25 protein-coding genes and 1 pseudogene are annotated in these 24,285 nt (G+C 36.7%); 17 read left to right on the top strand and 9 right to left on the bottom strand.

What is annotated here, in order from left to right; all coding sequences use genetic code 11:
• Positions 1-377 precede the first annotated feature (377 nt).
• The gene (locus IC621_RS20420; protein WP_191160894.1) at positions 378-1,730 is read left to right on the top strand and encodes a glucose-6-phosphate isomerase; all 1,353 of its coding nucleotides are present in this window, start codon (positions 378-380) and stop codon (positions 1,728-1,730) included.
• Between the two features lie 223 nt (positions 1,731-1,953).
• Here IC621_RS20420 and IC621_RS20415 read toward each other — a convergent pair whose 3' ends face one another.
• Entirely contained in the window at positions 1,954-2,877 is a 924-nt protein-coding gene (locus IC621_RS20415; protein WP_191160892.1) for a S66 peptidase family protein, read from the bottom strand.
• 310 nt (positions 2,878-3,187) lie between these two features.
• Positions 3,188-3,373 (bottom strand): hypothetical protein, encoded by a 186-nt coding sequence (locus IC621_RS20410; RefSeq protein ID WP_191160891.1) that lies wholly within the window; start codon positions 3,371-3,373, stop codon positions 3,188-3,190.
• Between the two features lie 161 nt (positions 3,374-3,534).
• On the opposite strand from IC621_RS20410, the gene IC621_RS20405 reads away from it, so the two are divergent.
• On the top strand, positions 3,535-3,939 hold the full coding sequence (locus tag IC621_RS20405; protein ID WP_191160888.1) for a YugN-like family protein: 405 nt from the start codon (positions 3,535-3,537) through the stop codon (positions 3,937-3,939).
• A 142-nt stretch (positions 3,940-4,081) separates the two neighbouring features.
• On the opposite strand, the gene IC621_RS20400 is transcribed toward IC621_RS20405, so the two are convergent.
• Positions 4,082-5,074 carry a potassium channel family protein gene (locus IC621_RS20400; RefSeq protein ID WP_191160886.1) on the bottom strand — a complete coding sequence of 331 codons (993 nt, stop codon included), beginning with the start codon at positions 5,072-5,074 and terminating at the stop codon, positions 4,082-4,084.
• Positions 5,071-5,331 carry an atypical membrane-integrating protein (Mistic protein) gene (locus IC621_RS20395; protein WP_191160884.1) on the bottom strand — a complete coding sequence of 87 codons (261 nt, stop codon included), beginning with the start codon at positions 5,329-5,331 and terminating at the stop codon, positions 5,071-5,073. The genes IC621_RS20400 and IC621_RS20395 overlap by 4 nt, the downstream gene beginning before the upstream one ends.
• Positions 5,332-5,744: 413 nt before the next feature.
• Here IC621_RS20395 and IC621_RS20390 point away from each other — a divergent pair, with 413 nt between their 5' ends.
• The 4 genes from IC621_RS20390 to IC621_RS20375 all read left to right on the top strand — a co-directional run bounded on the left by IC621_RS20390 (position 5,745) and on the right by IC621_RS20375 (position 8,967).
• On the top strand, positions 5,745-5,969 hold the full coding sequence (locus IC621_RS20390) for a hypothetical protein (protein ID WP_191160882.1): 225 nt from the start codon (positions 5,745-5,747) through the stop codon (positions 5,967-5,969).
• A 142-nt stretch (positions 5,970-6,111) separates the two neighbouring features.
• Positions 6,112-6,453 (top strand): CHY zinc finger protein, encoded by a 342-nt coding sequence (locus IC621_RS20385; protein ID WP_191160881.1) that lies wholly within the window; start codon positions 6,112-6,114, stop codon positions 6,451-6,453.
• Positions 6,454-6,568: 115 nt separating this feature from the next.
• Entirely contained in the window at positions 6,569-8,230 is a 1,662-nt protein-coding gene (locus tag IC621_RS20380; protein ID WP_191160879.1) for a glycoside hydrolase family 13 protein, read from the top strand.
• 335 nt (positions 8,231-8,565) lie between these two features.
• Positions 8,566-8,967, top strand: coding sequence for a secondary thiamine-phosphate synthase enzyme YjbQ (locus tag IC621_RS20375; protein WP_191160877.1), 402 nt, complete (start codon positions 8,566-8,568; stop codon positions 8,965-8,967).
• A gap of 301 nt (positions 8,968-9,268) precedes the next feature.
• On the opposite strand, the gene IC621_RS20370 is transcribed toward IC621_RS20375, so the two are convergent.
• Entirely contained in the window at positions 9,269-10,090 is an 822-nt protein-coding gene (locus IC621_RS20370; RefSeq protein ID WP_191160875.1) for a protein-glutamine gamma-glutamyltransferase, read from the bottom strand.
• Between the two features lie 424 nt (positions 10,091-10,514).
• On the opposite strand from IC621_RS20370, the gene IC621_RS20365 reads away from it, so the two are divergent.
• From IC621_RS20365 to mgrA, 3 genes are all read left to right on the top strand, one after another.
• Entirely contained in the window at positions 10,515-11,027 is a 513-nt protein-coding gene (locus IC621_RS20365) for a hypothetical protein (protein WP_191160873.1), read from the top strand.
• A gap of 358 nt (positions 11,028-11,385) precedes the next feature.
• Entirely contained in the window at positions 11,386-12,393 is a 1,008-nt protein-coding gene (locus IC621_RS20360) for a nuclease-related domain-containing protein (protein WP_191160871.1), read from the top strand.
• Positions 12,394-12,438: 45 nt separating this feature from the next.
• Positions 12,439-13,434 (top strand): L-glyceraldehyde 3-phosphate reductase, encoded by a 996-nt coding sequence (mgrA, locus tag IC621_RS20355; protein WP_191160869.1) that lies wholly within the window; start codon positions 12,439-12,441, stop codon positions 13,432-13,434.
• A gap of 490 nt (positions 13,435-13,924) precedes the next feature.
• Here the strand turns inward: mgrA and IC621_RS20350 are convergent, their stop codons facing one another.
• Positions 13,925-14,581 carry an MOSC domain-containing protein gene (locus IC621_RS20350; RefSeq protein ID WP_191160867.1) on the bottom strand — a complete coding sequence of 219 codons (657 nt, stop codon included), beginning with the start codon at positions 14,579-14,581 and terminating at the stop codon, positions 13,925-13,927.
• A gap of 315 nt (positions 14,582-14,896) precedes the next feature.
• Here IC621_RS20350 and IC621_RS20345 point away from each other — a divergent pair, with 315 nt between their 5' ends.
• The 4 genes and pseudogenes from IC621_RS20345 (at position 14,897) to IC621_RS27255 (ending at position 17,246) form a co-directional block, all read left to right on the top strand.
• Positions 14,897-15,523 carry a LysE family transporter gene (locus IC621_RS20345; protein ID WP_191160865.1) on the top strand — a complete coding sequence of 209 codons (627 nt, stop codon included), beginning with the start codon at positions 14,897-14,899 and terminating at the stop codon, positions 15,521-15,523.
• A gap of 77 nt (positions 15,524-15,600) precedes the next feature.
• The gene (locus tag IC621_RS20340; RefSeq protein ID WP_191160863.1) at positions 15,601-16,359 is read left to right on the top strand and encodes a YqcI/YcgG family protein; all 759 of its coding nucleotides are present in this window, start codon (positions 15,601-15,603) and stop codon (positions 16,357-16,359) included.
• 100 nt (positions 16,360-16,459) lie between these two features.
• Positions 16,460-16,654: a DUF2935 domain-containing protein gene (locus IC621_RS27090; RefSeq protein ID WP_318153099.1), complete on the top strand. Its 195-nt coding sequence runs from the start codon at positions 16,460-16,462 to the stop codon at positions 16,652-16,654.
• Positions 16,647-17,246: pseudogene (locus IC621_RS27255) on the top strand (DUF2935 domain-containing protein). The gene IC621_RS27090 and the pseudogene IC621_RS27255 overlap by 8 nt, the downstream one beginning before the upstream one ends.
• A gap of 44 nt (positions 17,247-17,290) precedes the next feature.
• Here the strand turns inward: IC621_RS27255 and IC621_RS20330 are convergent.
• The gene (locus tag IC621_RS20330) at positions 17,291-17,611 is read right to left on the bottom strand and encodes a heavy-metal-associated domain-containing protein (RefSeq protein WP_224752686.1); all 321 of its coding nucleotides are present in this window, start codon (positions 17,609-17,611) and stop codon (positions 17,291-17,293) included.
• A 358-nt stretch (positions 17,612-17,969) separates the two neighbouring features.
• Between IC621_RS20330 and IC621_RS20325 the strand changes: the two genes are divergently transcribed.
• Positions 17,970-18,401, top strand: coding sequence for a DUF2512 family protein (locus tag IC621_RS20325; protein WP_191160862.1), 432 nt, complete (start codon positions 17,970-17,972; stop codon positions 18,399-18,401).
• 20 nt (positions 18,402-18,421) lie between these two features.
• On the opposite strand, the gene IC621_RS20320 is transcribed toward IC621_RS20325, so the two are convergent.
• Entirely contained in the window at positions 18,422-19,771 is a 1,350-nt protein-coding gene (locus IC621_RS20320; RefSeq protein ID WP_191160860.1) for a hypothetical protein, read from the bottom strand.
• A gap of 295 nt (positions 19,772-20,066) precedes the next feature.
• Positions 20,067-21,065 carry a LacI family DNA-binding transcriptional regulator gene (locus tag IC621_RS20315; RefSeq protein WP_191160857.1) on the bottom strand — a complete coding sequence of 333 codons (999 nt, stop codon included), beginning with the start codon at positions 21,063-21,065 and terminating at the stop codon, positions 20,067-20,069.
• A 316-nt stretch (positions 21,066-21,381) separates the two neighbouring features.
• Here IC621_RS20315 and allD point away from each other — a divergent pair, with 316 nt between their 5' ends.
• The 3 genes from allD (at position 21,382) to IC621_RS20300 (ending at position 24,276) form a co-directional block, all read left to right on the top strand.
• Positions 21,382-22,392, top strand: coding sequence for an ureidoglycolate dehydrogenase (allD, locus tag IC621_RS20310; protein WP_191160855.1), 1,011 nt, complete (start codon positions 21,382-21,384; stop codon positions 22,390-22,392).
• Positions 22,393-22,415: 23 nt separating this feature from the next.
• Complete coding sequence (locus tag IC621_RS20305) at positions 22,416-23,177, top strand: SDR family oxidoreductase (protein WP_191160853.1); 762 nt, start codon at positions 22,416-22,418, stop codon at positions 23,175-23,177.
• Positions 23,178-23,250: 73 nt separating this feature from the next.
• Positions 23,251-24,276, top strand: a complete 1,026-nt coding sequence (locus tag IC621_RS20300; RefSeq protein WP_191160851.1) for a TRAP transporter substrate-binding protein — start codon at positions 23,251-23,253, stop codon at positions 24,274-24,276.
• Positions 24,277-24,285 lie beyond the last annotated feature (9 nt).

The following is a 24,285-nucleotide window of genomic DNA, read 5'->3' as shown; positions in this document are numbered from 1 at the left end:
TTTCAGTAGTGTTGTTTTAATTTTTCATGCCTATTTCCTGCTGCATTAATGATCTTTGTCTCATAGTTATAATGGAAAGTATGACTATTTGCCCAAGATTATTTACCGTCTTCCACCAAACTCTGTGACTGACACACAAATATAAAGTCTAGCTTAAATCTCCCAGCAGGAGGAAGAGTTTGGCGCAAAAAAGTTACATTTGGCTCACTATGAGAGTAATTTGACTTCTTATAAAAAGTTACTCATCTTTTTATAAAAGTCAAATTTAATAAAATAAATTTGATAACGCTTACATTTTTACGTGCAGCTTGATTTAATAATTTAGTTCCGATAAAGTGAAAGGGGTAAGAAATTTTCAGGATTTGGAGGATATCTTTATGACTCATATTCGTTTTGATTATTCGAAGGCATTTTCTTTTTTCAGTGAACATGAAATTACATATTTACGAGATTTTGTAAAAGTGGCCCATCATTCAATTCATGAAAAGACAGGTGCAGGCAGCGACTATCTTGGCTGGGTTGAGCTGCCAACAAATTATGATCGCGAAGAATTTTCCCGTATTCAAAAGTCTGCAGAGAAAATCAAATCGGATTCTGATGTCCTGCTAGTCATTGGAATTGGAGGGTCTTATTTAGGGGCTCGTGCAGCGATTGAGATGTTAAACCATTCTTTCTATAATGCTCTCTCTAAAGATCAACGAAAAACTCCTCAGGTAATTTTCGTTGGAAACAACATTAGCTCTTCTTATATGAAAGATTTGATGGACTTATTAGAAGGGAAAGACTTTTCTATTAACGTCATTTCAAAATCAGGGACAACAACAGAGCCTGCGATTGCTTTCCGTATTTATCGTAAGCTTCTTGAGGAGAAGTATGGCAAAGAAGAAGCAAAAGCACGTATTTATGCAACAACTGATAAAGCGCGTGGAGCTTTAAAAACGTTAGCTACAGAAGAAGGATATGAGTCTTTTATCATTCCAGATGATGTAGGGGGCCGTTTTTCTGTGCTGACAGCTGTTGGTCTGCTTCCAATTGCAGTTTCTGGAGCTAATATTGAAGAGATGATGAACGGTGCTCAAGCAGCACAAGATGACTTTTCTCATTCTGAGCTTGCAGAAAATGCAGCTTATCAATATGCAGCGGTAAGAAATGTCCTTTATAACAAGGGAAAAACAATTGAAATGTTAATTAACTATGAACCGGGATTGCAATATTTTGCAGAATGGTGGAAACAGCTATTTGGTGAAAGTGAAGGAAAAGATCAAAAAGGTATTTACCCTTCATCCGCTAACTTTTCTACTGACTTGCATTCATTAGGTCAATTTGTGCAAGAAGGCCGCCGAGATCTATTTGAGACGGTTATTAACGTAGAGTCTGCTCGTCACGAGCTTACGATTGAAGAAGACGCAAATGATTTAGATGGATTGAATTACATTGCAGGTGAAACAGTGGATTTCGTGAACAAAAAGGCGTTTGAAGGTACGATGTTAGCTCATACAGATGGCGGTGTACCAAACTTAGTGTTGAACATCCCGAAATTGGATGCTTATACATTTGGATATATGGTCTATTTCTTTGAGAAAGCGTGTGCGATGAGCGGTTATTTACTTGGAGTTAATCCATTTGATCAGCCAGGTGTTGAAGCATACAAAGTAAACATGTTTGCCCTTCTCGGAAAGAAAGGTTTTGAGGAAAAGAAAGCTGAATTAGAGAAACGCTTAGAGAAATAAGGTTCTTTTAGGAATCTAACTTCCTTTTATACCTAATATCAATAGAATTGAGTGAAGGTTTGATGTGACCATATTTTGACTGCTTTTTAGTTGAAATTGGTCACATTTATTTTGTTTAAATAAAATGATAATTTGTGGAAAAGTCTTATTTGGTTTGAAACATAGGAGAGAGTATTGGGGTAAAATCCGAAAATACAGCTCGTTTGATTCCTTGAATAGAAGATTATATACTGACTGTTGGTTCGAGGACAGTCAATGTATTATTGACAGTATCCAAATTAACCATTGCTCCAATTGGAATGGCTGCTTTATACAATCCATGTGCAGTTGTCAGGTTCGTCATTAATGGTTTTCCGAGGGGAACGACGAATTCATTTATTAAATCCTCGTATGACTTGCCATATGCGACTGGGCACGCAGTGCATTCCCCCATAATAATACCGATGCAATCATTGAATTTTCCAGCCAGCTTCAATTGGTTCAAGTATCTATAAACTGTATTCGCAGGTTCGTGAGTCTCTTCGAGAACTAGAATTTTCCCCCATGTATCGATTTCGAAGGGCGTTCCAAGCGTACCAACAAACGATGTCAAATTTCCCCCAACTAGTGTACCTGTGACGTTGCCGGGAACCCTGCTTATCTGAGGGATTCCCGGTGGATTTTGAATCGTGCGAGTCGTTGAAAACACAGAAGAAGCGGAAAAAAATTGGTTAAAATTATAAACTGGCGTCTCAAGTCTAAAATCAATAAGCATGAGACTTTGTAAAGAGATTAAATCAACACTTTGATGAAGTACGTTTAACAATACTGTTATATCGCTGTAGCCTGTAACGATTTTTGGATTTCTCCTGATCACATTATAATCAAGGTAAGGAAGAATTCCGGCAACCCCAGTACCACCTCTTGAAGGAAGAATCATTTTAACCTCTTCGTTTTCAAACATCATCATCAAATCGGAGGCCCTTTGTTCGTCTGTGCCCGCAAGAAACCCGTTTTGCGCATATAGATACTGGCCCAATACCACATTTAATCCCGTTGTCCTCAGAACTTTGATTCGTTCATTAATAATAGTTGCATCTAATGGACTACCCAAGGTTACGATTCCGACGGTATCACCTCTTTGTAAAATAGGCGGGCTTATGGCCATATTTATGCATTCCCTTCCGCGAAATGATATGTAGAATAATACTCTCTAGATTATATTGGAAAAACAGTTGGACTATACCCAAAAATAATCCTTGGAAGTATTCGGACTATATCGAAAAAATTGCATTTTGCTAAAAGCAATTAATCGGAAATTGCCACCAATCTTCGGAGATTAAAAAGGCTGAAAGTAAATAAGACAAGGAATTGAGAGCTATAAAGTTAAAAAAAGAAAAGGAGGCTTTCATAAGCCGCCTTTTCTCTTAGTTGCAGATAAGTTTGATCAGTTTGTCATATACCTCGGCTATTGTTTGTTACTTGTTAAATAGAGTCTTCACACCATAATAAATGAGAACAAACGAGAATACTAAAACGGTTACAACTCCGATAACAACTACAAATGGAGATAAGCTTTCTAAAAAGGTGTTTGTCAAAGGAACTTTAATTAGTGCGAAACCAGCTAAAATACTAGCTAAAAACGTCCAAATTATTCTATCCATTTTTACCCCTCCCTTAGTATAAATATATGCCCTTTTTTTAAAAAAGTACGGAGCTAATTTAAATTTTCCTAAATGTAATCCACTCTCCAGGATACAACTGATTCTCGGATGATTTCTTTTCTATTAGGGTAACTTACATAAAAAAGGAGGGTGCTTCAAGTATGATTGAAATTCCATCGAAGCTAGAAGGACAGTCATTTAAATTGTATCATCTAGAAACAGAATTAAAGCCGATAGGGTATGAAATCGGCGGGAATTGGGACTATGACCATGGCTATTTTGATTACAAAATGGATGATGAAGTGGGTTACCAATTTCTGCGGGTACCTTTTAAGGCCGTTGATGGACAGCTTGATTCTGAAAATGCATCGGTGAAATTAGGGAGGCCATTTTTGCTTTCACATGTCTATCAAATTGGTGTTGATGATAACGTTCATGTCGGAAATGGGAGTGCTACCCTTAATCAATTTGCAGAGCCGCAGGATAAAGACGCGACATTTCCTGAGAAATACATTGATATAGGAAAGGCACTTGTAAAAGAACTTGAAGCAGTTTTATTAGATTAATGGTATAAACATATAAATGACCTAAAAAATAAAGGCAATCGGTGATTAACCGACTGCCTCAAGTCACAAATCTAACCTCTCACTTAGGGAAATAGCCGTCTTTGTTTCGAATAGCAACAAAGTATGCTGGTAAACCCTTAGTCTAATGGCATAAGATAACAAGGTGGTCGTTGGTTTCAATTTTGTAAGAGAGCGGCGGATTCATTTTCGTAAGCTCTCCTTTTTTTGTTCCCAATAAAATTTGTTCTTCTTCCATTAATAATTGATGAACCTCTCTAAACGTTTTTCCAATGTAATCAGGAGGTGTGTCAATCACTTTAAAAAAGTTCCCTGAAATCGGATTAAGTTCCTCATAGACCTTGGATAATCCATTTTTTGAAAGAAAGCTGCTCATGATAAACTGGCTGCTTAATTCATATGATTTAATTATTTCATCTGCTCCTGCTCTTGCAGCGTTATTTGATTGCTGTTCTGTCAGAATTTCAATGATACTATAAATGTCAGCATTTAACCCTTTAACAGCCAGTAAAACTAAGACAGACTGCATATCAGCTTCAAGCTCACTTCTGTGTTGATCAGCCGTAATAATGACTGTATCTGCTTCCACTATATTAGCTTTCAATAATGTGTGATCATTAACAGGATTTCCATGAACAAAATGAACATTTTCTATTAATGGTGATTGTTTTAACGTGCGGTCAATGAGAACAATTTGTTTGTGGGGTTTTATTTTCCTAAAACTATGAATGATCTGATGAGCTTTTTCATTCCATCCAATAATAACGACATGTTCCTTTTGCTTATAATTCACTTTACCTTCAAGGTAAGAATGCTGCTTTTGAATGGCAGCTGCTGATAAAGTTGCAAAATAAGCAGTAATAAAACTTGCACCTAAAAAAATTAAGATGATCCCTGCAAGGCGCCCAGGCACAGTGGTTGGCGCAAAATCTCCATATCCTACTGTTGAAATGGTCACCAAAGCCCACCAGATTCCTTCAAAGACTGTTGGAAACTGTTCAGGCTCAATATATGTAATGGCTTCTCCAAACACTAAAATAATGAGCAGAACAAATAGGACGATTCGTACGTAGATGGGCCATTTCAGCCATTCAATTAATAACTTATTCGACTTCATGACTTCTCTTCCTCCTTTTTCCCTTTAGGCAAAAAAGATAATACTTCACGTACAATCGTATTAATTTTTTTCTCAACCTCTTCATGGCCATAATGTTCAATAGCCTTTTCAATGATCTTTATCGTTTCGTTAGTAAACTCAATAAGCGGTTTATCCTCTTCTGCATCGTTATAAAACTGTATAAAGACATCCAATCCTTCATTCATCTTATCAATTGCATCACTCAACGAGCTTTTTTCTTCATCTCTTAATTTCATAGTATCACCTGCTGCCATCATTCTTTGCCTGTAGTCGATTAAACAAAGCATTCTCCATAGTTCAAGCTTTACAAGCCAATCCTCAAAAATAGGCTTTTGTGTTCCTCGTTTAATGTATGAATAGGTGCGCTTTGATTTTCTTTCTTAGTATGTACTTTTTTAGCAATCAGATGATAGTTATTCTTAATTCATTAAAGACTTTTGGAAATTTACCGTGCAGAACGGTGGAGTTGATCCAAGCATGTCCGGAATTAGGTGATTTGCCGGGGTTGATGAATGAACTCCAAAATTGACTGGACCAACCGTTATTTAGAAGACTTTTTTGCTGCAAAACCAGAAAAAAGGTAAATAAAACATATCCCTTTATTAAAACCCATAAACATGAAGTAAACTGGGTGAACGAGGGGATTGAGATGAACTTCTTTGTCAGGTTTTGTATATTGATGGTTGGCGTTTTGTTAGAGATTGCCGGGGGATTAATGCTAGTGTTTGATTTGAATTCTTACAATTACTATAAAGAGCGCTTTACCTTCATTGAATACATTCAAATTATTACAGGTAGTTATGCTTTTTATTTATTGCTGATTGGTTTTATCATCATTGTTGCAGGATTTTATTACCCAGCCTCAAAAAAATAATCGCAATCTCACCATAGCTCTGAAAAGAATAAAAAGGACAGGCCTTCCCTTCGAAAGGTTAAAAAAGGATTTGACTAAAACAATTAAAATAAGGTAATGTCGTTTAATGGAAGAGGTTTCAATTACGCGTCTTTGAAAGGAGATGACCTGTGAAGTGAATGGAATTCAGGTATATGGAGAAACAGTTGATGAACAAACCAGATGTGTCCATTATCATACGGAAAAAGATATTATTGCTATAAAATTTTATTGCTGTAAAACCTATTATCCTTGCTATCAATGTCATGAGCAATCAGCAGGTCATTCAATAAAAGTATGGCCTAAAACTGAATTTAATGAAAAAGCGATTCTTTGTGGAGTTTGCAAACATGAGTTAACGATTAACCAATATTTTCAAAGTCATTCAGTCTGCCCTTATTGCCATTCCTCCTTTAACCCTGGATGTAATCGGCATAAACATCTTTATTTTGAAGCTAAGATGTGAATGTTTGCACAAATTTTATTCATTTACTTGCAGTTTTGAAGTATAATGTTTGGTAGTGCAATACTATTTAAACTAGAACTAATAGATAGCGCTTTCTAGTAAAGGAGTGTTTATATTGAAGAAAGCTTGGTGGAAGGAAGCCGTTGCTTATCAAATATATCCGAGGAGCTTTTTAGATTCAAATGGAGACGGTGTCGGCGATCTAAGGGGAATTATTTATAAATTAGATTACTTAAAGGATCTTGGAATCGATGTCATATGGATTTGTCCGATGTTTAAATCACCAAATGCAGATAACGGATATGATATTAGCGATTATCAAGATATCATGGAAGACTTCGGAACAATGGATGATTTCGATGAATTATTAAGAGAAGTCCATGATCGCGGAATGAAATTAATATTAGATTTAGTGGTGAACCATTCCAGTGATGAACATCCTTGGTTCATTGAGTCCCGCTCTTCCAAAGATAACCCGAAACGGGATTGGTACATTTGGAAGGATGGAAAGGGCGACAAAGAGCCTAACAACTGGGAAAGTATTTTTAGTGGATCTGCATGGGAATATGATGCGAAGACTGATCAGTATTACATGCATGTATTTGCGACAAAACAGCCTGATTTAAACTGGAAAAACAAAGAGATGAGAACGGCTGTTTACGACATGATTAACTGGTGGCTCGATAAAGGGATTGATGGATTCCGTGTTGATGCCATTTCTCACATTAACAAAAAAGAAGGGTTTCCAGATCTTCCAAACCCAAAAGAATTAGATTATGTTCCGTCCTTTGATTATCATATGAATGTAGATGGAATTATGGATTATTTGACCGACCTCAAAGAGCAAACGTTTGCACGTTATGACATAATGACGGTAGGTGAGGCGAACGGAGTAAAGCTTGAGCAAGCGCACGATTGGGTGGGGGAAGAGAACGGAATTTTTAATATGATCTTCCAATTTGAACATTTAGGTCTTTGGGATACAGGGGTAAAAGGAAACATTGACTTGGTTAAATTGAAAAAAATCTTATCAAAATGGCAAAAAGGTCTTGAAGGCAATGGATGGAACGCTTTATTTCTGGAAAATCATGACCAACCGAGATCGGTTTCCACTTGGGGCAATGATAAAGATTACTTAGTAGTAAGTGCAAAAGCGCTGGCAGCCATGTATTTTCTAATGCAAGGAACACCGTTTATTTATCAAGGCCAAGAAATCGGCATGTCAAATGTGCGATTTCCATCAATTGAAGATTATGATGATGTGGCAATGAAAAACTTGTATGAAATTGAAACAGGTAAAGGAAGACCTCACCTTGAGATCATGGAGATAATTTGGGATAAAGGCCGTGACAATTCCCGAACGCCGATGCAATGGAATGCAAACGATCATGGCGGCTTTTCAGACGTTAAGCCATGGTTTGGTGTGAATCCAAATTACTTGGATATTAATGTTGAAAAACAAGTAAGTGATCCCTATTCTGTTTACAATTTTTACAAAAATATGATTCAGCTTCGGAAAAAGAATAAAGTTTTTGTATATGGGAGTTATGATCTCATTTTAGAAGATGACAAGCAGATCTACGCTTATACAAGAACATACGAGAACAAAAAAGCACTTGTTATTTCTAACATCAGCAAAAATGAAGCCTATTATCAATACAGTAAGCTGCCTTTGTCACTAGATAAACTTGTTCTTCAAAATTATGAGGTGCCAACTCATAAGCATAGAACATCATTTACGTTAAAGCCATATGAAACAAGGGTATATTTATTTTAAAGGCTGGTTTCGAAAACCTGTAACAAAGTCTGCAAAGGTATTTAAGAGGTAAGAGGTCGCATGTTGGAGTTTACCGATTATTAGCTTCTTTAAAAACTATTAAAAATGGTATAATTTTCAGCTGCTGACGCTAATTCTAAAAAACAGATTTTTCACGCTCTTAACGGTCAGTAAATCCTTATGTCTTAGGCAGCAGGTGAAGCAATCACTTGCCTGCAAGCGTTGGAAAAAGGAACACATATTAAAAGCGCAAGTCCGTTGCAGTGTTTGTGACCCACAATAACCATCAGTGAGCCACTGATGGAAGATTCACTATAAAAAAAGGAGAACTTTCTATGCTCAAAAAATTTTCAATCTCGACAGATTCACATGATGAAATGCTTGAGATAACAAAGAAGGTACAGCAATTTATTGATGATGCTGGTGTTAAAGAGGGAACAGCTATTGTTTACTCTCACCATACAACAGCAGGGATCACCATTAATGAAAATGCTGATCCTGATGTTAAGAAAGATATGCTTAGAAGGTTTGATGAAATGTACCCATGGAATCATCAAAAAGATCTGCATATGGAAGGAAATACAGCAGCACATATGAAGGCAAGTACAGTAGGTGCATCACAAAATATTATCATTACAGAAGGAAAGCTGCTGTTAGGCACATGGCAAGGAATCTACTTTTGTGAATTTGATGGACCAAGGAACCGAACTTGGTTTGTTAAATTAATTGAAGGATAAGGGAAAAATTCGAATTAATCATTGAGCCACTCTGAAAATGAGTGGCTTTATTTGATAATCCGAATAATTTGACACCTAGATAGATAAATTCATTATGCATGGGCAGGGCAGCAAATTCCATAAAAGTAAACTTTCTTTCAGGAAAATTAATTAACATGGAGGCCAAAAAATGAAATTAGCAGAACATGAGCTTCCTGATTTGAACGAATTGACAATGAGTTAAATGTAACTTTTCAGCAGCCTGCAATTATGGAGCTATCATTTTTTTACACATAAGAAATCTGCCTAGTCATTGATAACTTCAAGAAAGGTAAAGGTGGTCGCCAATTTGTCCTGCTGCATATCTATTTGAAATTTTTTTCTTAGGCCTGGTATTTTGGGATAAGGATCTATAGTTAAAAAGGTAGTTGAAATCTAATCGGGTAACTTGGGGCAGGAGATAGGCAGATTGAGAGGCAGAAGGTCTTCTGTATTTATTTAATGCTTCAATGATTCCTTCTCCGTCCTTTATTCCTATACCATGCGCAAAATGTAAATCTTCACCTAAATAAATAGTATTTTCTCCGCGCCAATGCGGTGTCTCCGGATCAAAATCAGGATTGTTAAAATACAAGCAATCCCCAGGGAGAAAATCATTTCCTCTTGTCGTGAAAATTCCTAAGTCATCGTCAAAGTGCCAATCATACAAAATCATTCCATAAAAAATCCGATCAAACTGAAAACGATCAATATTTTTTAACACGGCTCTGTAAAAACAAATAACAATTGCTGTTGCACACTCAAAACCATAAAGCCGGCCGTTTTGATAAATATCTTCAATAGCATCTGAGGGACGAATACCTCTTTTTATAATAAAGGCTCCTTGGCTATTTAAGGTCCAAAAAAGCGGATTACAATAGGAAGTTGCGAAAGTCTCAAACGTTGCACCGCTTTTCAACAAGGCTCTTGCTGATTCTACCACATCTTCACGAACGGCCAGCTCAAATTCTAGCTGCTCGAAACTGTCATAACTATAAACCTTCGGATATTTAACCATAAAATCGAGAATTTCCTGCTGTTCATTATTAAAAGCTGCTTGTTGCAAAAAATTCATGTTTAATGTGTAATTTCGTATTTTTATCATGCAGCTTCCCTCCAATTCCTGTGATTATAAATTCAGTATATGTTAAGGACTTAGGAATGGGTACGTGAGGGAAATGAGCATCCATCAGGGGAAAAAGGCAGAAACAATAGCGGATTGCGAAAGTAAGACTCTCAGCCAATAGCAGCCCAAAAACAAAAAGAAGAAACTTTAACTTGTCTGTATAAGACAACTAAACCTCCTAATAATGGTAGCCGAGAAGCGATAAAACAAGTTTCCGAGGAATAGAAAATAGTAAGCGGAAAGGTCTTTATTTCACATTGGAGGAAAAACCATTAATTTGTGAAGTACTGATGAAGCCAGCCATTTATCTATAGTCATTATTATAAAAAAGTTGAAAGTTCTGAAACAATCTCCATTTCTTATACGTCAAAGGTATGATTGCTTATACAGGGGGAACTGTGCAATGAAATTAGACTTGAGATCATTTGGAGTAAATCCACTGGCACCCATCATTTATCCATGGCCATTAGCAGTAGTAAGTATTGTGCTTATTTACAGCTTATATTCGATTTCGCAAGGAAACTTGTTCGTTCTGGCCTTCAGCAGTTTTCTTTTTTTATCAAGCCTGCTTTTATGGGCAAACTACCAAATATGCAAGTTTGATTCACTTGTAGAAACAGGAGACGAACTAGTTGAAGAAAAACTTACTCCAAAAGACCTGTTCCATCTTTCAAAAAGAAAACTAGTGAAGAGGTTTTATATAGCTTTTTTCTATAGTATTCTATGGACCATTTTAATTATCTTCACCTTATTAAGCGGATACCTTCTTGACGGAATCGAAAGATATTTTTTAATCGGAATAAGCATCATCATTCTAGGAGTCACCTTAACAAGAGGTTTCCAATTCCGTAATCGATTTAACTTCGTCATGAACGCCCCGCCTGAATTGCTTGAATTTTTGGATGGTGAGGAGTAAAAGTTTTTTAAAGTGGGTTGATTCAACTAAAATCGGCTCATCAACTTTCCATATCCAAATCTATGTGTTTTATAGACCTTTAATTTTAAACCTTCAACAATGGAATCCGAACCTTCTTGGAACCAGTGAGCTTTGTGTGGAGCTATGGGGCTTGATCACAAAATGTTCACATTTATGTGCAATTATTTTGTAAACCCTAGCAATTAATTTAAAAACTATAGCAATAATTTTGTAAACTCTAGCAATTTTTTTTGAAACTCTAGCAATTATATTTACTTTATAAAAAATTACTTTGTAAGAAGGATTTTATCTGGACAGTACAGAATTTATTCTAGAATCTAAATAGAAGGAGTTAAAGATGATAAGAAAAGAACGAAAAATCCCTATATCACTTTTAAAATATGAAGCCTTATTGAGGAGAATTCAGCCCTCCCATCCAAAGAGAGCAAAGATAGAAGAAGAATATGCTAAAAGCAGGGCTGGTTATTATGGTGAACAATCATTAGATTACTATTTAAAAACTCTTCATGATAAAAAATACTATATTTTCCATGACCTCCGTCTTTCGGTTAATTCCTCTTTTTTTCAAATTGATTCCCTTTTAATTTCTCAACAATTTATTCTTGTCATTGAAATGAAGAACATTTCAGGAACTATTTATTTTGATGACAAGTTTAAACAGCTTGTCCGAACGATAAACGGAAAAGAAGAGGGATTCCCAGATCCTATTTTACAAGCAGAACGGCATAAATCAATGCTCTTCGATTGGATAAAATTTCACAAGATACCTTGTCCGCCTATTGAATACCTCATTGTTATTAGCAAACCTTCCACAATTATTAAAACTCCTCCTAGTAATCGTAACTTACCCCATAAAGTCATTCATAATGCGAATCTTCCTTCTATGATAAAAGAGTTTGAGAGAAAAAATGTGTTCGAGAAATTATCTATAAAGGAAATGCGCAAACTTTCGAATTTACTAATCAAAAAAGATTCTCCATATTCTCAGGATATACTCAAAAAATTTAATATTCATGAGTCTGAATTAATTAGAGGAGTGCATTGCCGTCATTGCAATTACTTGCCAATGACTAGAACTTATAGTTCTTGGAAATGTGTGAATTGTTCTTTTTCTTCGAGAAGCGCCTTTATCCCCTCATTAACTGACTTTGCTCTTTTATGCAGTTCTACAATCAAAAATAAAGAAATGCGGGAATTTCTTCAGTTATCCTCAAGGTCTTCAGTTATGAACTTACTAAAATCGTTAAATCTTGAACACCGTGGGACTACAAAGGGAAGGGTATATGACCTTAAGCAGCTGATAGAGAAATTGCAAAATGAAAAAGGTTTCGACATAAACATATAGAATATATTAAAAGGTATGAAATCGTTTCCTGAAGGAGGATAAACATTGAACTATTTAGCAGATTCTAATAGATATGCAGATATGGTTTATAACCGTTGTGGGAATTCTGGACTTAAGCTTCCTGCGATATCACTCGGTCTATGGCATAATTTTGGCGGGGTTGATTCTTTTGAGAATGGAAGGGCTATGCTTAGAAGGGCATTTGATCTTGGAATTACTCATTTTGACTTAGCGAATAATTATGGACCGCCGCCTGGGTCTGCAGAAGTGATGTTTGGAGAAATGCTTAATCAGGATTTTAAGGGATATCGGGATGAAATGGTTATCTCTACAAAAGCAGGATATCATATGTGGGATGGACCATATGGAGAGTGGGGCTCTAAAAAGTATTTAATTTCTAGTCTTGATCAAAGCTTAAAGCGGATGGGACTTGATTATGTTGACATTTTTTACTCCCACAGGTTTGATCCGGATACGCCATTAGAAGAAACAATGGCAGCACTTGATCAGATTGTCAGACAAGGTAAAGCCTTATACATTGGGATTTCAAGCTATGATTCAGAGCAAACAACAAAAGCTGTGGAAATTTTAAATCGTCTTGGGACACCGCTTCTCATCCATCAGCCAAGCTATTCCATGTTAAACCGCTGGATTGAGGAGGATGGACTTCAGGAAGTATTAACCAGAAATGGCGTAGGTTCAATAGCCTTTTGTCCACTGGAGCAGGGATTGCTCACTAATAAATATTTAAAAGAGATTCCAAAAGACTCAAGGGCATCAAAGGAAACAGGGTTCTTGAATAAAGACAGAGTAACAGAAGATGTAATCACTAAAGTAAAACAACTAAATGAACTAGCTGAGAATAGGGGGCAAAATATTACACAAATGGCTTTGGCGTGGGTGCTCAGGGAAGGGCGGGTTACCTCTGCTTTAATTGGTGCCAGCCGAGTGAGCCAAATTGAGGAAAATGTCAAAGCCTTAAATAATTTGAAGTTTACGAATGAGGAGCTAGCTTCTATCGACCGCATTTTAAATTCTTAACTGAAAAAAATCCACTATTTTTGTAGAAAGAACTTACACTTTCAGTAATCTTTATTCTTAGTGTAAGTTCTTTTTATTACGAAATAAATCATATAGGTTTACTATTGGATTTCACTTAATATTAAACCTGCAGCGGCTAGTGAATTTTCAAATGTACTTTCACCTTTTTACTAATTGTTTACATTAGTTCTGCTAAGGTGGATTAATTTCTGTAATGGTGCGATTATCTCGATAAGGGCACAAAAAATTCTGCGAAGGAGCAATTATTCAGATAACGGCGCAAAAAATTCCGTGACGGTGCAAATATTTAAATAACGGCGCAAAAAGTTCCGTGACCACGCAAACTCCTTTGTAAAATAGATCAATTCCCCATCAATCAATAGAAATAAAACATGAAATCTATGCGATGTCCCCTATTCATTGGCCTCCCATATTCACCCGAGGACGGCAAGCTTCTATTAAGGTTCCTGCCTTATCAATCTGTTTAAAATCAATGCCGCTCTTGAAGGTTATATCTATTTATAAGTTGCTCTCTCCATCTTTCCGCTAATGCTTCAATATGTATAATATTTTTTGCTGCGTCTGTATTATCGTTCTGATGGTAATAGACTTGGAGAGAAGCTTGGACAGTTACTGATTTTGGATCTCTTTCGATTAAGGTGATTGGGGAGTTTTCGGTGAGAATTCCCTCTTTTAACACTCTGCATAAAATACCTGTGTATCCCGTTTCAACAATTCTCTTTAGAAGATGGTTTTCTTCGTTGTATTGAGAAAGCGTTTGACAGGGGATGCGTCCTTGTGTTACTTGGATGATGGCATCTCCCACCTGATATGTATCCCCAATATAGACCTCAGACTCTTTCATCCCAGTAGCAGTTAAATTTTCCCCGAACCCTGGTACCTGGAACTGTTTTCCGAATTCTTTTTCCCAAAATGAATAATGTTCGTATGCATAAATGAGGACAGCTCGATCAGGTCCGCCGTGGTGCTTTTTATTTGCAACATCGTCATCATTAAAACCGTTGAAGGAAAGAAAAGCCTCTTTTACTGACTTTTTTTGAACAGCTGTTTCGAAAGGTTCTCCTTTCCATATTAATTTTTTTGGAGTTCCAATATTTAATGAAATCAATTGTATTTGTTCAGCCATCATAATCACCTCAGCAATTAGTGTATCAAATTTTCTTAAATGAATGCTCCTTTTTGTTCCGAATATCACTAAAAAAGTAGTACAAGCGGAAAGTGCTGAATAGAATGTGTACAAGTATCTTACTAGTTAAAAAATACTTTGTTGCGATTTGGAACAAAAAGGTTGAAGAGTAATTATCCCACTTGTTGTGAAAGGACAGATGCAGGACTAAAAGCAATTGGCAATCCTCCGATTACCTTTTCATTTAAACTTTCCGTATTATTTCAAAAGCAACAATTATTAAGAAAAGAGACAATATTAAAAGGGGAGGGTTAGATGAGTATATTTTTTAGTTATATCTTGCTTGGAATTTCACTGGCCGCTCCAATCGGGCCGGTAAATGCTGCTCAAATTGATCGAGGAATTAAAAGTGGGTTTCTTCACGCCTGGTTTATTGGTCTCGGGTCAATTACAGCAGATTTAGTCTATATGATGGTAGTCTATCTAGGAGTCGTCCACATACTTGATTCGCCATTTATTAAGGCATTTCTATGGCTTTTTGGCTTTTTTGTGCTTGTTTATACAGGAATTGAAACATTGATGAACACGAATAAAATTCTAATTGATAACAAAAGAGGACTTGAGTCATTAAAGAAAACCTTCTTAACAGGATTTTTCATGTCGATTTCGAATCCTTTAACCATTTTATTTTGGCTTGGTATTTATGGATCAGTCCTTGCGAAAACGGCCTCTACATATAGTCACCTTCAGCTGTTCTTTTATAGCAGTGCCATCCTTGTTGGACTTTTAGTGTGGGATTTAACGATGGCTGCAGTATCAAGCGGTTTTCGAAAGGTTTTGACTCCTAAGCTATTAATGGGGATATCTGTTTTCTCAGGAGTCACACTTGTTGGGTTCGGTCTTTATTTTGGCTGGGAAGCTGTTAAGCTGTTAATTTTATGATAGGACCCGCTAAATAAGTACAGTCACCTATTTTCCTCCTTTCAATAAATTAATTTGTAAAGGAGGATTTTGTACGTATGCTGCTTTTTGACAAATTTACAATAGAAGAGAACAGTGAGATGCTTGAGAAATGGCAATATGATGCTTTTCTTCATTTTAAAAATAAATTGATGGATGATGATAAAAAGTTCCCTTGTATACCTGCTGTTCAAGGGTATAAATTAAACCATTTTCGATTTGGTTTTGTTAGTGATCCTACAAAGCCATCTGCACATCAAGAGCTAGCTCAATTGTTAACCTTGTTCGGCAGAAAGTCGCATTCATTTGGGAGTTATACATCGCTTGTTATTTTTTTTGAAACGACAGAGAGCTTAATAGGAAACTATGAAATTGAACAATATCGAGAGCTTTTCTGGGGGATTTTAAATCAGCTCAGCAAAATGGATGAGGAGAAATGGCCAGAGCATATTCCTGTCGATCCGAATCATCATATATGGGAATATTGTTTTGGTGGAGAGCAGTATTTTATGTATTGCGCCACACCTGCCCACAAAAACAGAAAAAGCAGAAGCTTTCCTTATTTTATTTTCGCAGTCACGCCCCGCTGGGTGCTGGAAAGGTTCAATTCCTTCCCGCAATCCGCAGCCAAGATTAAAAAATCCATTCGTGAAAGGATAAAAGCTTACGATACAGTTAATGTACATCCTGACTTAAATGGATATCGACAAGAAAACAACTTTGAATGGAAACAGTATTTTCTAAGTGATGATGAGTCGACTCCTTCGAAATGTCCTTTTACTTATATGAAAAATTTATTAAGGGGATCTAGGTATTAAAAGAGTCTGTTCCATTGTTAGCATTTATTTAGCAACAACCCAATAAGATGTTAAAGAAAAGGTGATTGGGGGTTGTCTATTGAACGGGTTAGGAAGTGAAATGAAATTTGAGCTGCAGTTTTGGACTCAAATCCTAGGGGATCACAGCACATTTATTCATGATTCACTGGCGCCTTCCAAAAAGGTATATATTGACAATTCCAGTAGATTCAGGAAAAATTTGAGACTTTTATCGTCGATCAAAGGCAGAGGCGTCAGACCAGGAGCTTATACGGCTTTCTTGAGAGGTGTATGAAACAAGTTCAGAGCTTAGAGAGCTTAAGCTAACGATTGTTAAGCAGCAGCTTATTGGAAAAATTAAAATCTCTTTATCACCAACTTTTATTAGCCATATGGTGAATGAATTAGAAGAGGCAATGCGCCTTTTCTCTTATTATCGCAAAGGTGAGAAACCGCCAGTGGTACACCCTTTACATCATGATCTTTTATGGTTACTAGATGCTGCAGGTCATGCAGGAGCAATCGATGCTAATTTAGATCGGGTCGAAACGAAGTTAAAAGAAAAAGGCCGAAAATTTAGTGAAGATTAGGAGGATTTCTATCTCAAAGCCGTTGAGCTCGTAGGCTTTCTAAGAACGAACATAGAAATATTTCCTGCTTTATCACGATTTCATAATCATGTAGAGCTTGAAATGACGGTCTTTAAAGCTTTTTTGAGAGAGCTTGAAGAAATGGGGCTGACGAAAGAGATCCTTGGAGTCCTAACACCTTTAATGGCAGACCATATGGCAAGAGAAGAATGCTACTATTTAACAAAATTAGCAGAGACTACTGCAGAAGTGAAAATGCCTGATTGTGATCCCGCAAAACCGAGAACACAGGCTTAAATAGATGACAGCCTCAGGTTTTCTTACCTCAGGGCTGTTTGTTTTTATTGGATATGTTTATCAGCTATTGTTAAGCCCTGCTGCTCGATTCTTTGGAGAATTTCATCAAAGGTTATTTGATTTTCGTAAAACTCGATCTTAACCTCCCCGTCTCCCATGTCTACTAACGCTCTTTCCACTCCATTTAGCTGTGTCAATAGAGATTCCACTGTTTGTGCCTCTTTTTGATTTCCTGCATCTTTGATAAATATCGTTTTTGAAATAGTCATCATCATTCTCCTTCTAAGCTTTTTATAATTAATTTGTTTGCTTGTATGTAAAAAATCCAATTTGCAGCAATTCATCTGTATATTTCGGTTAGACATTTTCCTCCTCTTATCAGTACCCAACTCTATCTCATTTCAACCATACATATTTTGAGCAAGTTTGTAAAAAATAGTATTTGAATAAAACTGAAGCTACTGCCAATAGTTCCCCATGTACCTAATCACCAAATCAGCTTTCCGGACTTTTTGATAAACATGCAAATGATTTGATTTTTGGTAACAAGGAAAAAGGAAAATATGGTCTAGGTATTTCCGGGATATAGATGAAGTACATCATGTCCCATTCAATTTGGGATAGGTGTGTATCTAAAGAAAAAGGGTGGCAAGTTTTTTCTTTCCGTTCTAAAGTCTCTTTATTTAGGGAATTAATAAAACAAAATGAAGATAGGAGTCAGCTATGAGAATTTTTTCTGCACTTGGTGTTAAATTTATCATTACATTTGGGCTTTTATCCTTAGTGCTAGGAGTATTTTTTGGGATTAATTTTGCTTATGTATTTGTTTATGCTGTTGCTTTGACAGTATTGTCTTATTTAATCGGCGATTTATTTCTTCTACGAGGATCAAATGCAGTGGTAGCTGCTATAGGTGATTTTGGTCTCTCATTTTTTGTATTATGGGTATTATTATCCTCAACGATTGCAAATGCTCCAGTAATTTCAAGTGCTTTTTCAGGCGCAGTTGCTGTAACAATTGGGGAGGTTGTTTTTCACCGTCTAATTAGAATAAATAATAATGTCCAAGGACTAAACAGGCGGACTCCTATCCAAAATAAAGAACGATATCGTATGGAAAGCGCTGAAGAAATTGATCCGAGGAAAAAAGAATAATGGCGGCAAAATTTTGCCGCCTAACCTAGTTGCAGGATCACCATCGCCATCCCCGTCCCTATGCTGCTGAAAAACAATGCAAAAAGTAAATTCCACCTAGAAACTGCATATGGGTTAACATTTAAAAGGTTGCCAGTTAATGAAACACTAATATTAAACGGCCCAGCCATAACTGTGGATAAACTGGATGAAATGAGGACAATCGCAAGGCTTATCGGGTTGATTTCGGCAACCAAAGGAGTTAATACTCCGCCAAGTATACTCATCGTGACAATAGGATGAAATCCAACCATCGCCAAAAATAGAAATAGAAATTGGATGAATACGAAAAGTAAAAGCGGCAAATGGATGAGCTCTTTAAAAGGCTGCTGGATATAGTCAAGGAAAATAGAATCATTTAAATTACTAGTAAAAAAACCAACTGACAAAAAGAGAACCATATAGCTATTCAGCGATAAGGTCCGCTGCTTCCAAAACGGAATGACATAGTGAATAAAAGATTTGAATCTTCTTATCGAAGCAGCCCAGATAAGGGAATAGGGCACAATCGTTAATCCAACAGTTTGTAAGAGACCAATTCTTGTCACATCGTTTATAAAGATAATAGAAACTGTGAACAGGATTAAATAGATCAAAAGAGTAGTAATCTTAAAAATCGTATGTTTCGTCAATGTAATATATCTTTTATTTACCTCTTTACCAAGTTCAATTTGCTTATACTTAGAAGATACCAGCCAAATTGTCAGAGCTATTATGATGACAAAAATAATTAACAAAGGAAGTAAAGTGAGATACGAGGTTTCGGTGTAATCAACACTTAAAATAACTAATACCTCCATTGGACTTATAAAAAGGGCTAATGTATACCCGCGGAGCATGGCTTCTGAGATAAACCTGTTTTTAAGAGAATTCGCTTTATCGAGAAGGCTTTGTTTCACGACGTTTTCAATCAGAGGAAGTGTGGCAACATTTAAAAATCCCCCTAACAAAAAGGTTGCAAGCGAAGTCCGGTTATACAGCTGGCCTAAATGGTCAATTTTCATTTTCATCAATGAATTTACATTCCGATCATATCTGCCAATAATAATCACACTATTCATAAAAGGAATAACGAAAAACAAAGCAAGCAGTGTAATGTTTGAAGTCATATATAAAGGGACCTCATAAAAAGGCCTGCCTTGAAAAAGGAATAAACCTGTACCTGTTAATAAAAAAATAATGCCAGCTGCTTGAAAGAGCCGGTTTGCACCTTTAAATGAAAGAACACAGGAAAGGACGGCAAGAGTACCTACTATATAATTCAACACATTCCAATCAACAAAAAGCCCTATGAAGTACATACCGATAAGTATAGTATATAACACAATCATGTTTATCCCTCAATTCTTGGGTGGTTATAAAAAACAATGAAAAGTGGATGCGCCTTGCTCAGCCTAGTTCAAGCCATTCGGAAAGGCTGTCTTTGCCTTTTTGGAAGGATTATCTTGTGACCTTTGGCGGGCTGGGCAATGATAACGCTCTTTACCATGTTAAACTTTACTTAATTCTTTCTGATTTCATAAAAAAAGAGGGCAAAGACTTCGGAAGTAGAAGTCAGCCCCTTAAAGCCATAGAGCTAATCTTGTTCTCATTAATAATGAAAATTTCCTTAAGGAAATTTTCTCTTTATTTACCAATTGTTTGAGCACAAGAAATTCTTTCTGTCAGCTCAGGTGTCAATGTTTGGACAGAAGGAATGGATTCCTTATCAACAATAAGCTTCATTAATGATTGTACAATTGTACTTGCTATTTTTTCAACAGGGACTCCCACACTCGTTAAAGGAGTCTCTAAAGTCCCCATTTGAGGAATGTTATCATATCCAAGTACTGAAACCTCTTTCGGGATGAGAATTTTTGCCTCACGCAATGCACGAATGATTCCAGAGCTAATATCATAACTGCTGCCAATAATTGCACTTGGTCTAGTAGAAGATTGCAAAAGCCGGGTAGTGGCTACATATCCATCATACCAGTCTAATCCGCCTGTATTTATAACAGAATGATCATTCATAGGTAGATTAAGCTCTTTGAATGCCAATTTAAATCCATCATATTTTTCCATTTGTCTAGGGTCGGTCGGCGAAAAATCGCCAATATACGTAATTTTTCTATGGCCAAGATTATACAGATAATAAACTGCATCGTAAAGGGCTTGCTGCCAATTTACGTCAATTACTGGAAAAACATCATTTCCTGGGACCCCGTAGGAAACTGTTGGAATAGAGGTTAAGTGATGAAGTTCACTTTTTGTTAGAGTATTATTTTCTTCAAAAACAATCACTCCGTCTACTTGAAAACGCCTAAACATTTCAAGCGACGCTTTAATTGAATTGATAGAAAGAATCATTGAATAAGAGTTTTCCGTTATTTTTTCGTTAATATTCGTTATTAGGGTTGATAAGGCGACTCTTTCAATGCTTGGCCAGATCAAACCTATCGTTTTTGATTGCTTAGAGACAAGCCTTTGAGCTGCAAAGTTAGGTTCATAGCCCATTTCTTTAGCAAGCTTCACTATTTTTATCTTTGTATCCGGTTTTACCAGCGGGCTGTCATTTAATGCCTTAGAAACCGTTGAATAACTGACACCAGCTTCTCTTGCAATATCTTTAATCGTAATATTCATCGAATTCACCTTTAGAAGAAAAAGTTTTGAAAACGTTGTTATCATTATAGAAAAAAACATATGAAACAACAAGGGTCTAGAGGTACATTTAGGAGATAATAGCAAAAAAATTGTAAAAATTCCTCTGAAACCGTTGTCATTTAATCATTGATCATTTAGTATTATAAATAAAATAACAACGTTGTTATTTTGAGCAGCCCTGTATATGAATTTAAATTATAGAGAAACAGTTTCTTTTAGGAACGATTAATTTACTAGGCACAGGTGCTAAAAGTAAGTCTAAATGATAGAAATTTTAATGAGAGGAGAATGAAGAATGTCCGAAGTGAAAATTGCACATGAAGAGCTGAAGGAGCTTGTTATAAAAAAGCTGACGGAAGGTTCACTGGTTGAAAGACACGCAGAGGTAGTTGCAGAAGTATTAATTCATGCTGATTTAAGAGGAGTCAGCTCACATGGGGTTTTAAGAACTGAGCATTATGTAAAAAGATTGACTGAAGGAGGCTTAAACCCTGAGCCATCTTTTAAGGTGAAGGAAACAGGTCCTTGTTCTGCAGTATTTGATGGAGACAACGGAATGGGACATGTGATTGCTAAGGAAGCGATGGAAAAAGCAATTGAAATGGCTGAAGAAAAAGGGATAGGAATGGTTTCTGTCATTAACAGCAGTCATTGCGGGGCATTATCCTACTTTGTTCAGCAAGCGGCAGAAAGCAAGTTGATTGGAATGGCGATGACTCATACTGATAACATCGTTGTACCGTTCGGCGGGGCGAAGCCATACTTCGGGACAAACCCAATTGCTTATGGATTTCCAGCTAAAAAACATAAACCGGTTATTCTCGATATGGCAACAAGCAATGTTGCTTTCGGCAAAATCCTTCATTCCCGCGAGCAAGGAAAGGAAATACCAAGCGATTGGGGGGTAGACTCTGAGGGTCAGCCTACAACAGATCCAAACAATGTTTCTTATTTGCTTCCGTTTGCGGGTCCAAAAGGCTACGGGCTCGGAATGGTTGTCGATATCATGTCAGGAATCTTAACCGGGTCAGCTTTTGGACCGAGTATTGCGAAAATGTATGGTGACTATGATAAAAAGCGGCAATTAGGACACTTTGTTTGTGCGATCAACCCAGCGATGTTTACAGATATTCAAGCATTCTTACAATCTATGGATCAAATGATAGACGAAATTCATGAAGTAGAGCCTGCAAAAGGCTTTAAAAGAGTTTTAGTGCCGGGCGAGCCAGAGCAATTAAAAGAAGAAATCGGTTTGAAAGAAGGAGTTTCTTTACCAAAAAGCATTCATGATTATTTAACTAACTAAACTCATTTGGAGGGGGAAGGATCATGTTCCAATTGGAAGGAAAAACTGCGGTCATTATGGGTGGAACAAGCACACTTGGTTCAGCTATTGCAGAAGGGCTTGCCGAATATGGGGCAAACATTGCGATTGTTGGCAGAAATAAAGAGAAGGCAGAAGAGGTTGTCTCAAGATTGCAGAAATATGGAACAAAAGTTCAAGCTTTTTTTGCAGATGTACAAGAAGAAGATTCCCTTCAATCAGCAGCAGATAAGATCATGGAATGGGCGGGAACAATTGATATCCTGCTCAACGCTCCAGGGAAAAACAGCCAAACGCCGTTTTTAGAGCTAACGATGGACGAATGGGATGATATAATGGGAGTCAATTTAAAAGGAATCGTTTTAAGCTGTCAAATTTTTTCTAAGAAAATGATAGCAGCAAGTACGCCTGGAAGCATTATCAATATTTCATCTGTTTCTGCAAATACCCCATTATCAAAGGTTGTCACTTACTCCGCATCAAAAGCTGGTGTAGATAGTATTACAAAATATCTTGCAAGGGAGCTTGCCCCAAACAATATTAGGGTGAATGCGATTGTTCCAGGATTTTTTCCGGCAGAACAAAATCGAAAAATCCTCGATAAAGAGAGAGTGGAATCGATCATGAAGCAAACACCTATGAATCGTTTTGGTAATGCGGAGGAGCTAAAAGGAGCTGCTATATTTTTAGCATCAAATCAAGCGTCAAGTTTTGTGACAGGAGAATTTTTACATGTAGATGGCGGTTTTTGTGTAACGAAAATTTAAATAAGTTGGAGAGTAATTATTTGAAATTTTGAAAGCGCTTATAAGGAATTAGTCAAGGGGAGGGATCTTACCGATGCAAGCAAAGGGGAGAAATGGATTTATTATTCTATTGTTCATTGCTTTTTTAATCATCGGCTCAAGCTGTTCAACAAGCCCTACGGCTACGCTTGGTACCGATCAAGTAACAGTTTTGCGTTTAGCTCATAATCACGGGGAATCACATCCAGTTCATCAATCTTTAAAGAAGTTTGCTGAATTAGTTGAGGAAAAAACAGATGGGAAAATGAAAGTGGATCTGTATGCAGGTGGAAAGCTCGGTTCAGAGCGTGAAGTGATTGAATTGCTTCAAGCAGGATCCATACAAATTTCGAAAGTAAGTGCAAGTGCATTAGAGCCTTTTGCAAATGTATACTCGATTTTTTCATTGCCATATATTTTTGAAAGTAAAGAACACTATTATGAAGTAATGGATAGCAGCTATGTACAAGAAATTTACCAATCTACGAAAAATAAAAACTTTAAAGGATTAACCTTTTATGATGCTGGATCACGTAACATATACACTCGTAATAAAAAAGTGGAGTCTCCAGACGATTTAGCTGGAATGAAAATTAGAGTTCAGCCAAGTCCTACTACGACAAAAATGATCAGTCTGATGGGCGGGGCCCCAACCCCAATGTCATATGGAGAAGTCTTCACTTCACTCCAATCGGGCGTTGTCGATGGTGCGGAAAATAATGAAATGGCGTTAACAACTGATAACCATGGAGAAGTAGCGAAGGCCTATACGTATACGGAGCATGCATTTGTGCCTGACGTTTTAATCATTAATCATGAGGTTTGGGATAAACTTCCTGATAACTTTCAAACTGCGATAACTGAAGCAAGTATTGAATCAACAGAATACCACAAGGTTTTATGGGAGAAAGAAACAGAGAATGCGAAAGCAAAGGCAAAAGAAAAAGGGGTTTCTTTTTATGAGATTGATAAATCAGCCTTTGAAGAGGCTGTACAGCCGATGCACGAATCATTTAAACAGGATAAAGAATTGCAGAAGGTCTATGAAAATTTTAGAAGCTTAGCAGAAAACGGCAGCTAAGGGGGGAAA

This window comes from Metabacillus arenae, assembly GCF_014773385.1.
Classification (GTDB): Bacteria; Bacillota; Bacilli; order Bacillales; family Bacillaceae; genus Metabacillus_D; species Metabacillus_D arenae.
The sequence above is the reverse complement of the archived record's forward strand: the minus strand, read 5'-3'. Positions and strand labels throughout refer to the sequence as shown.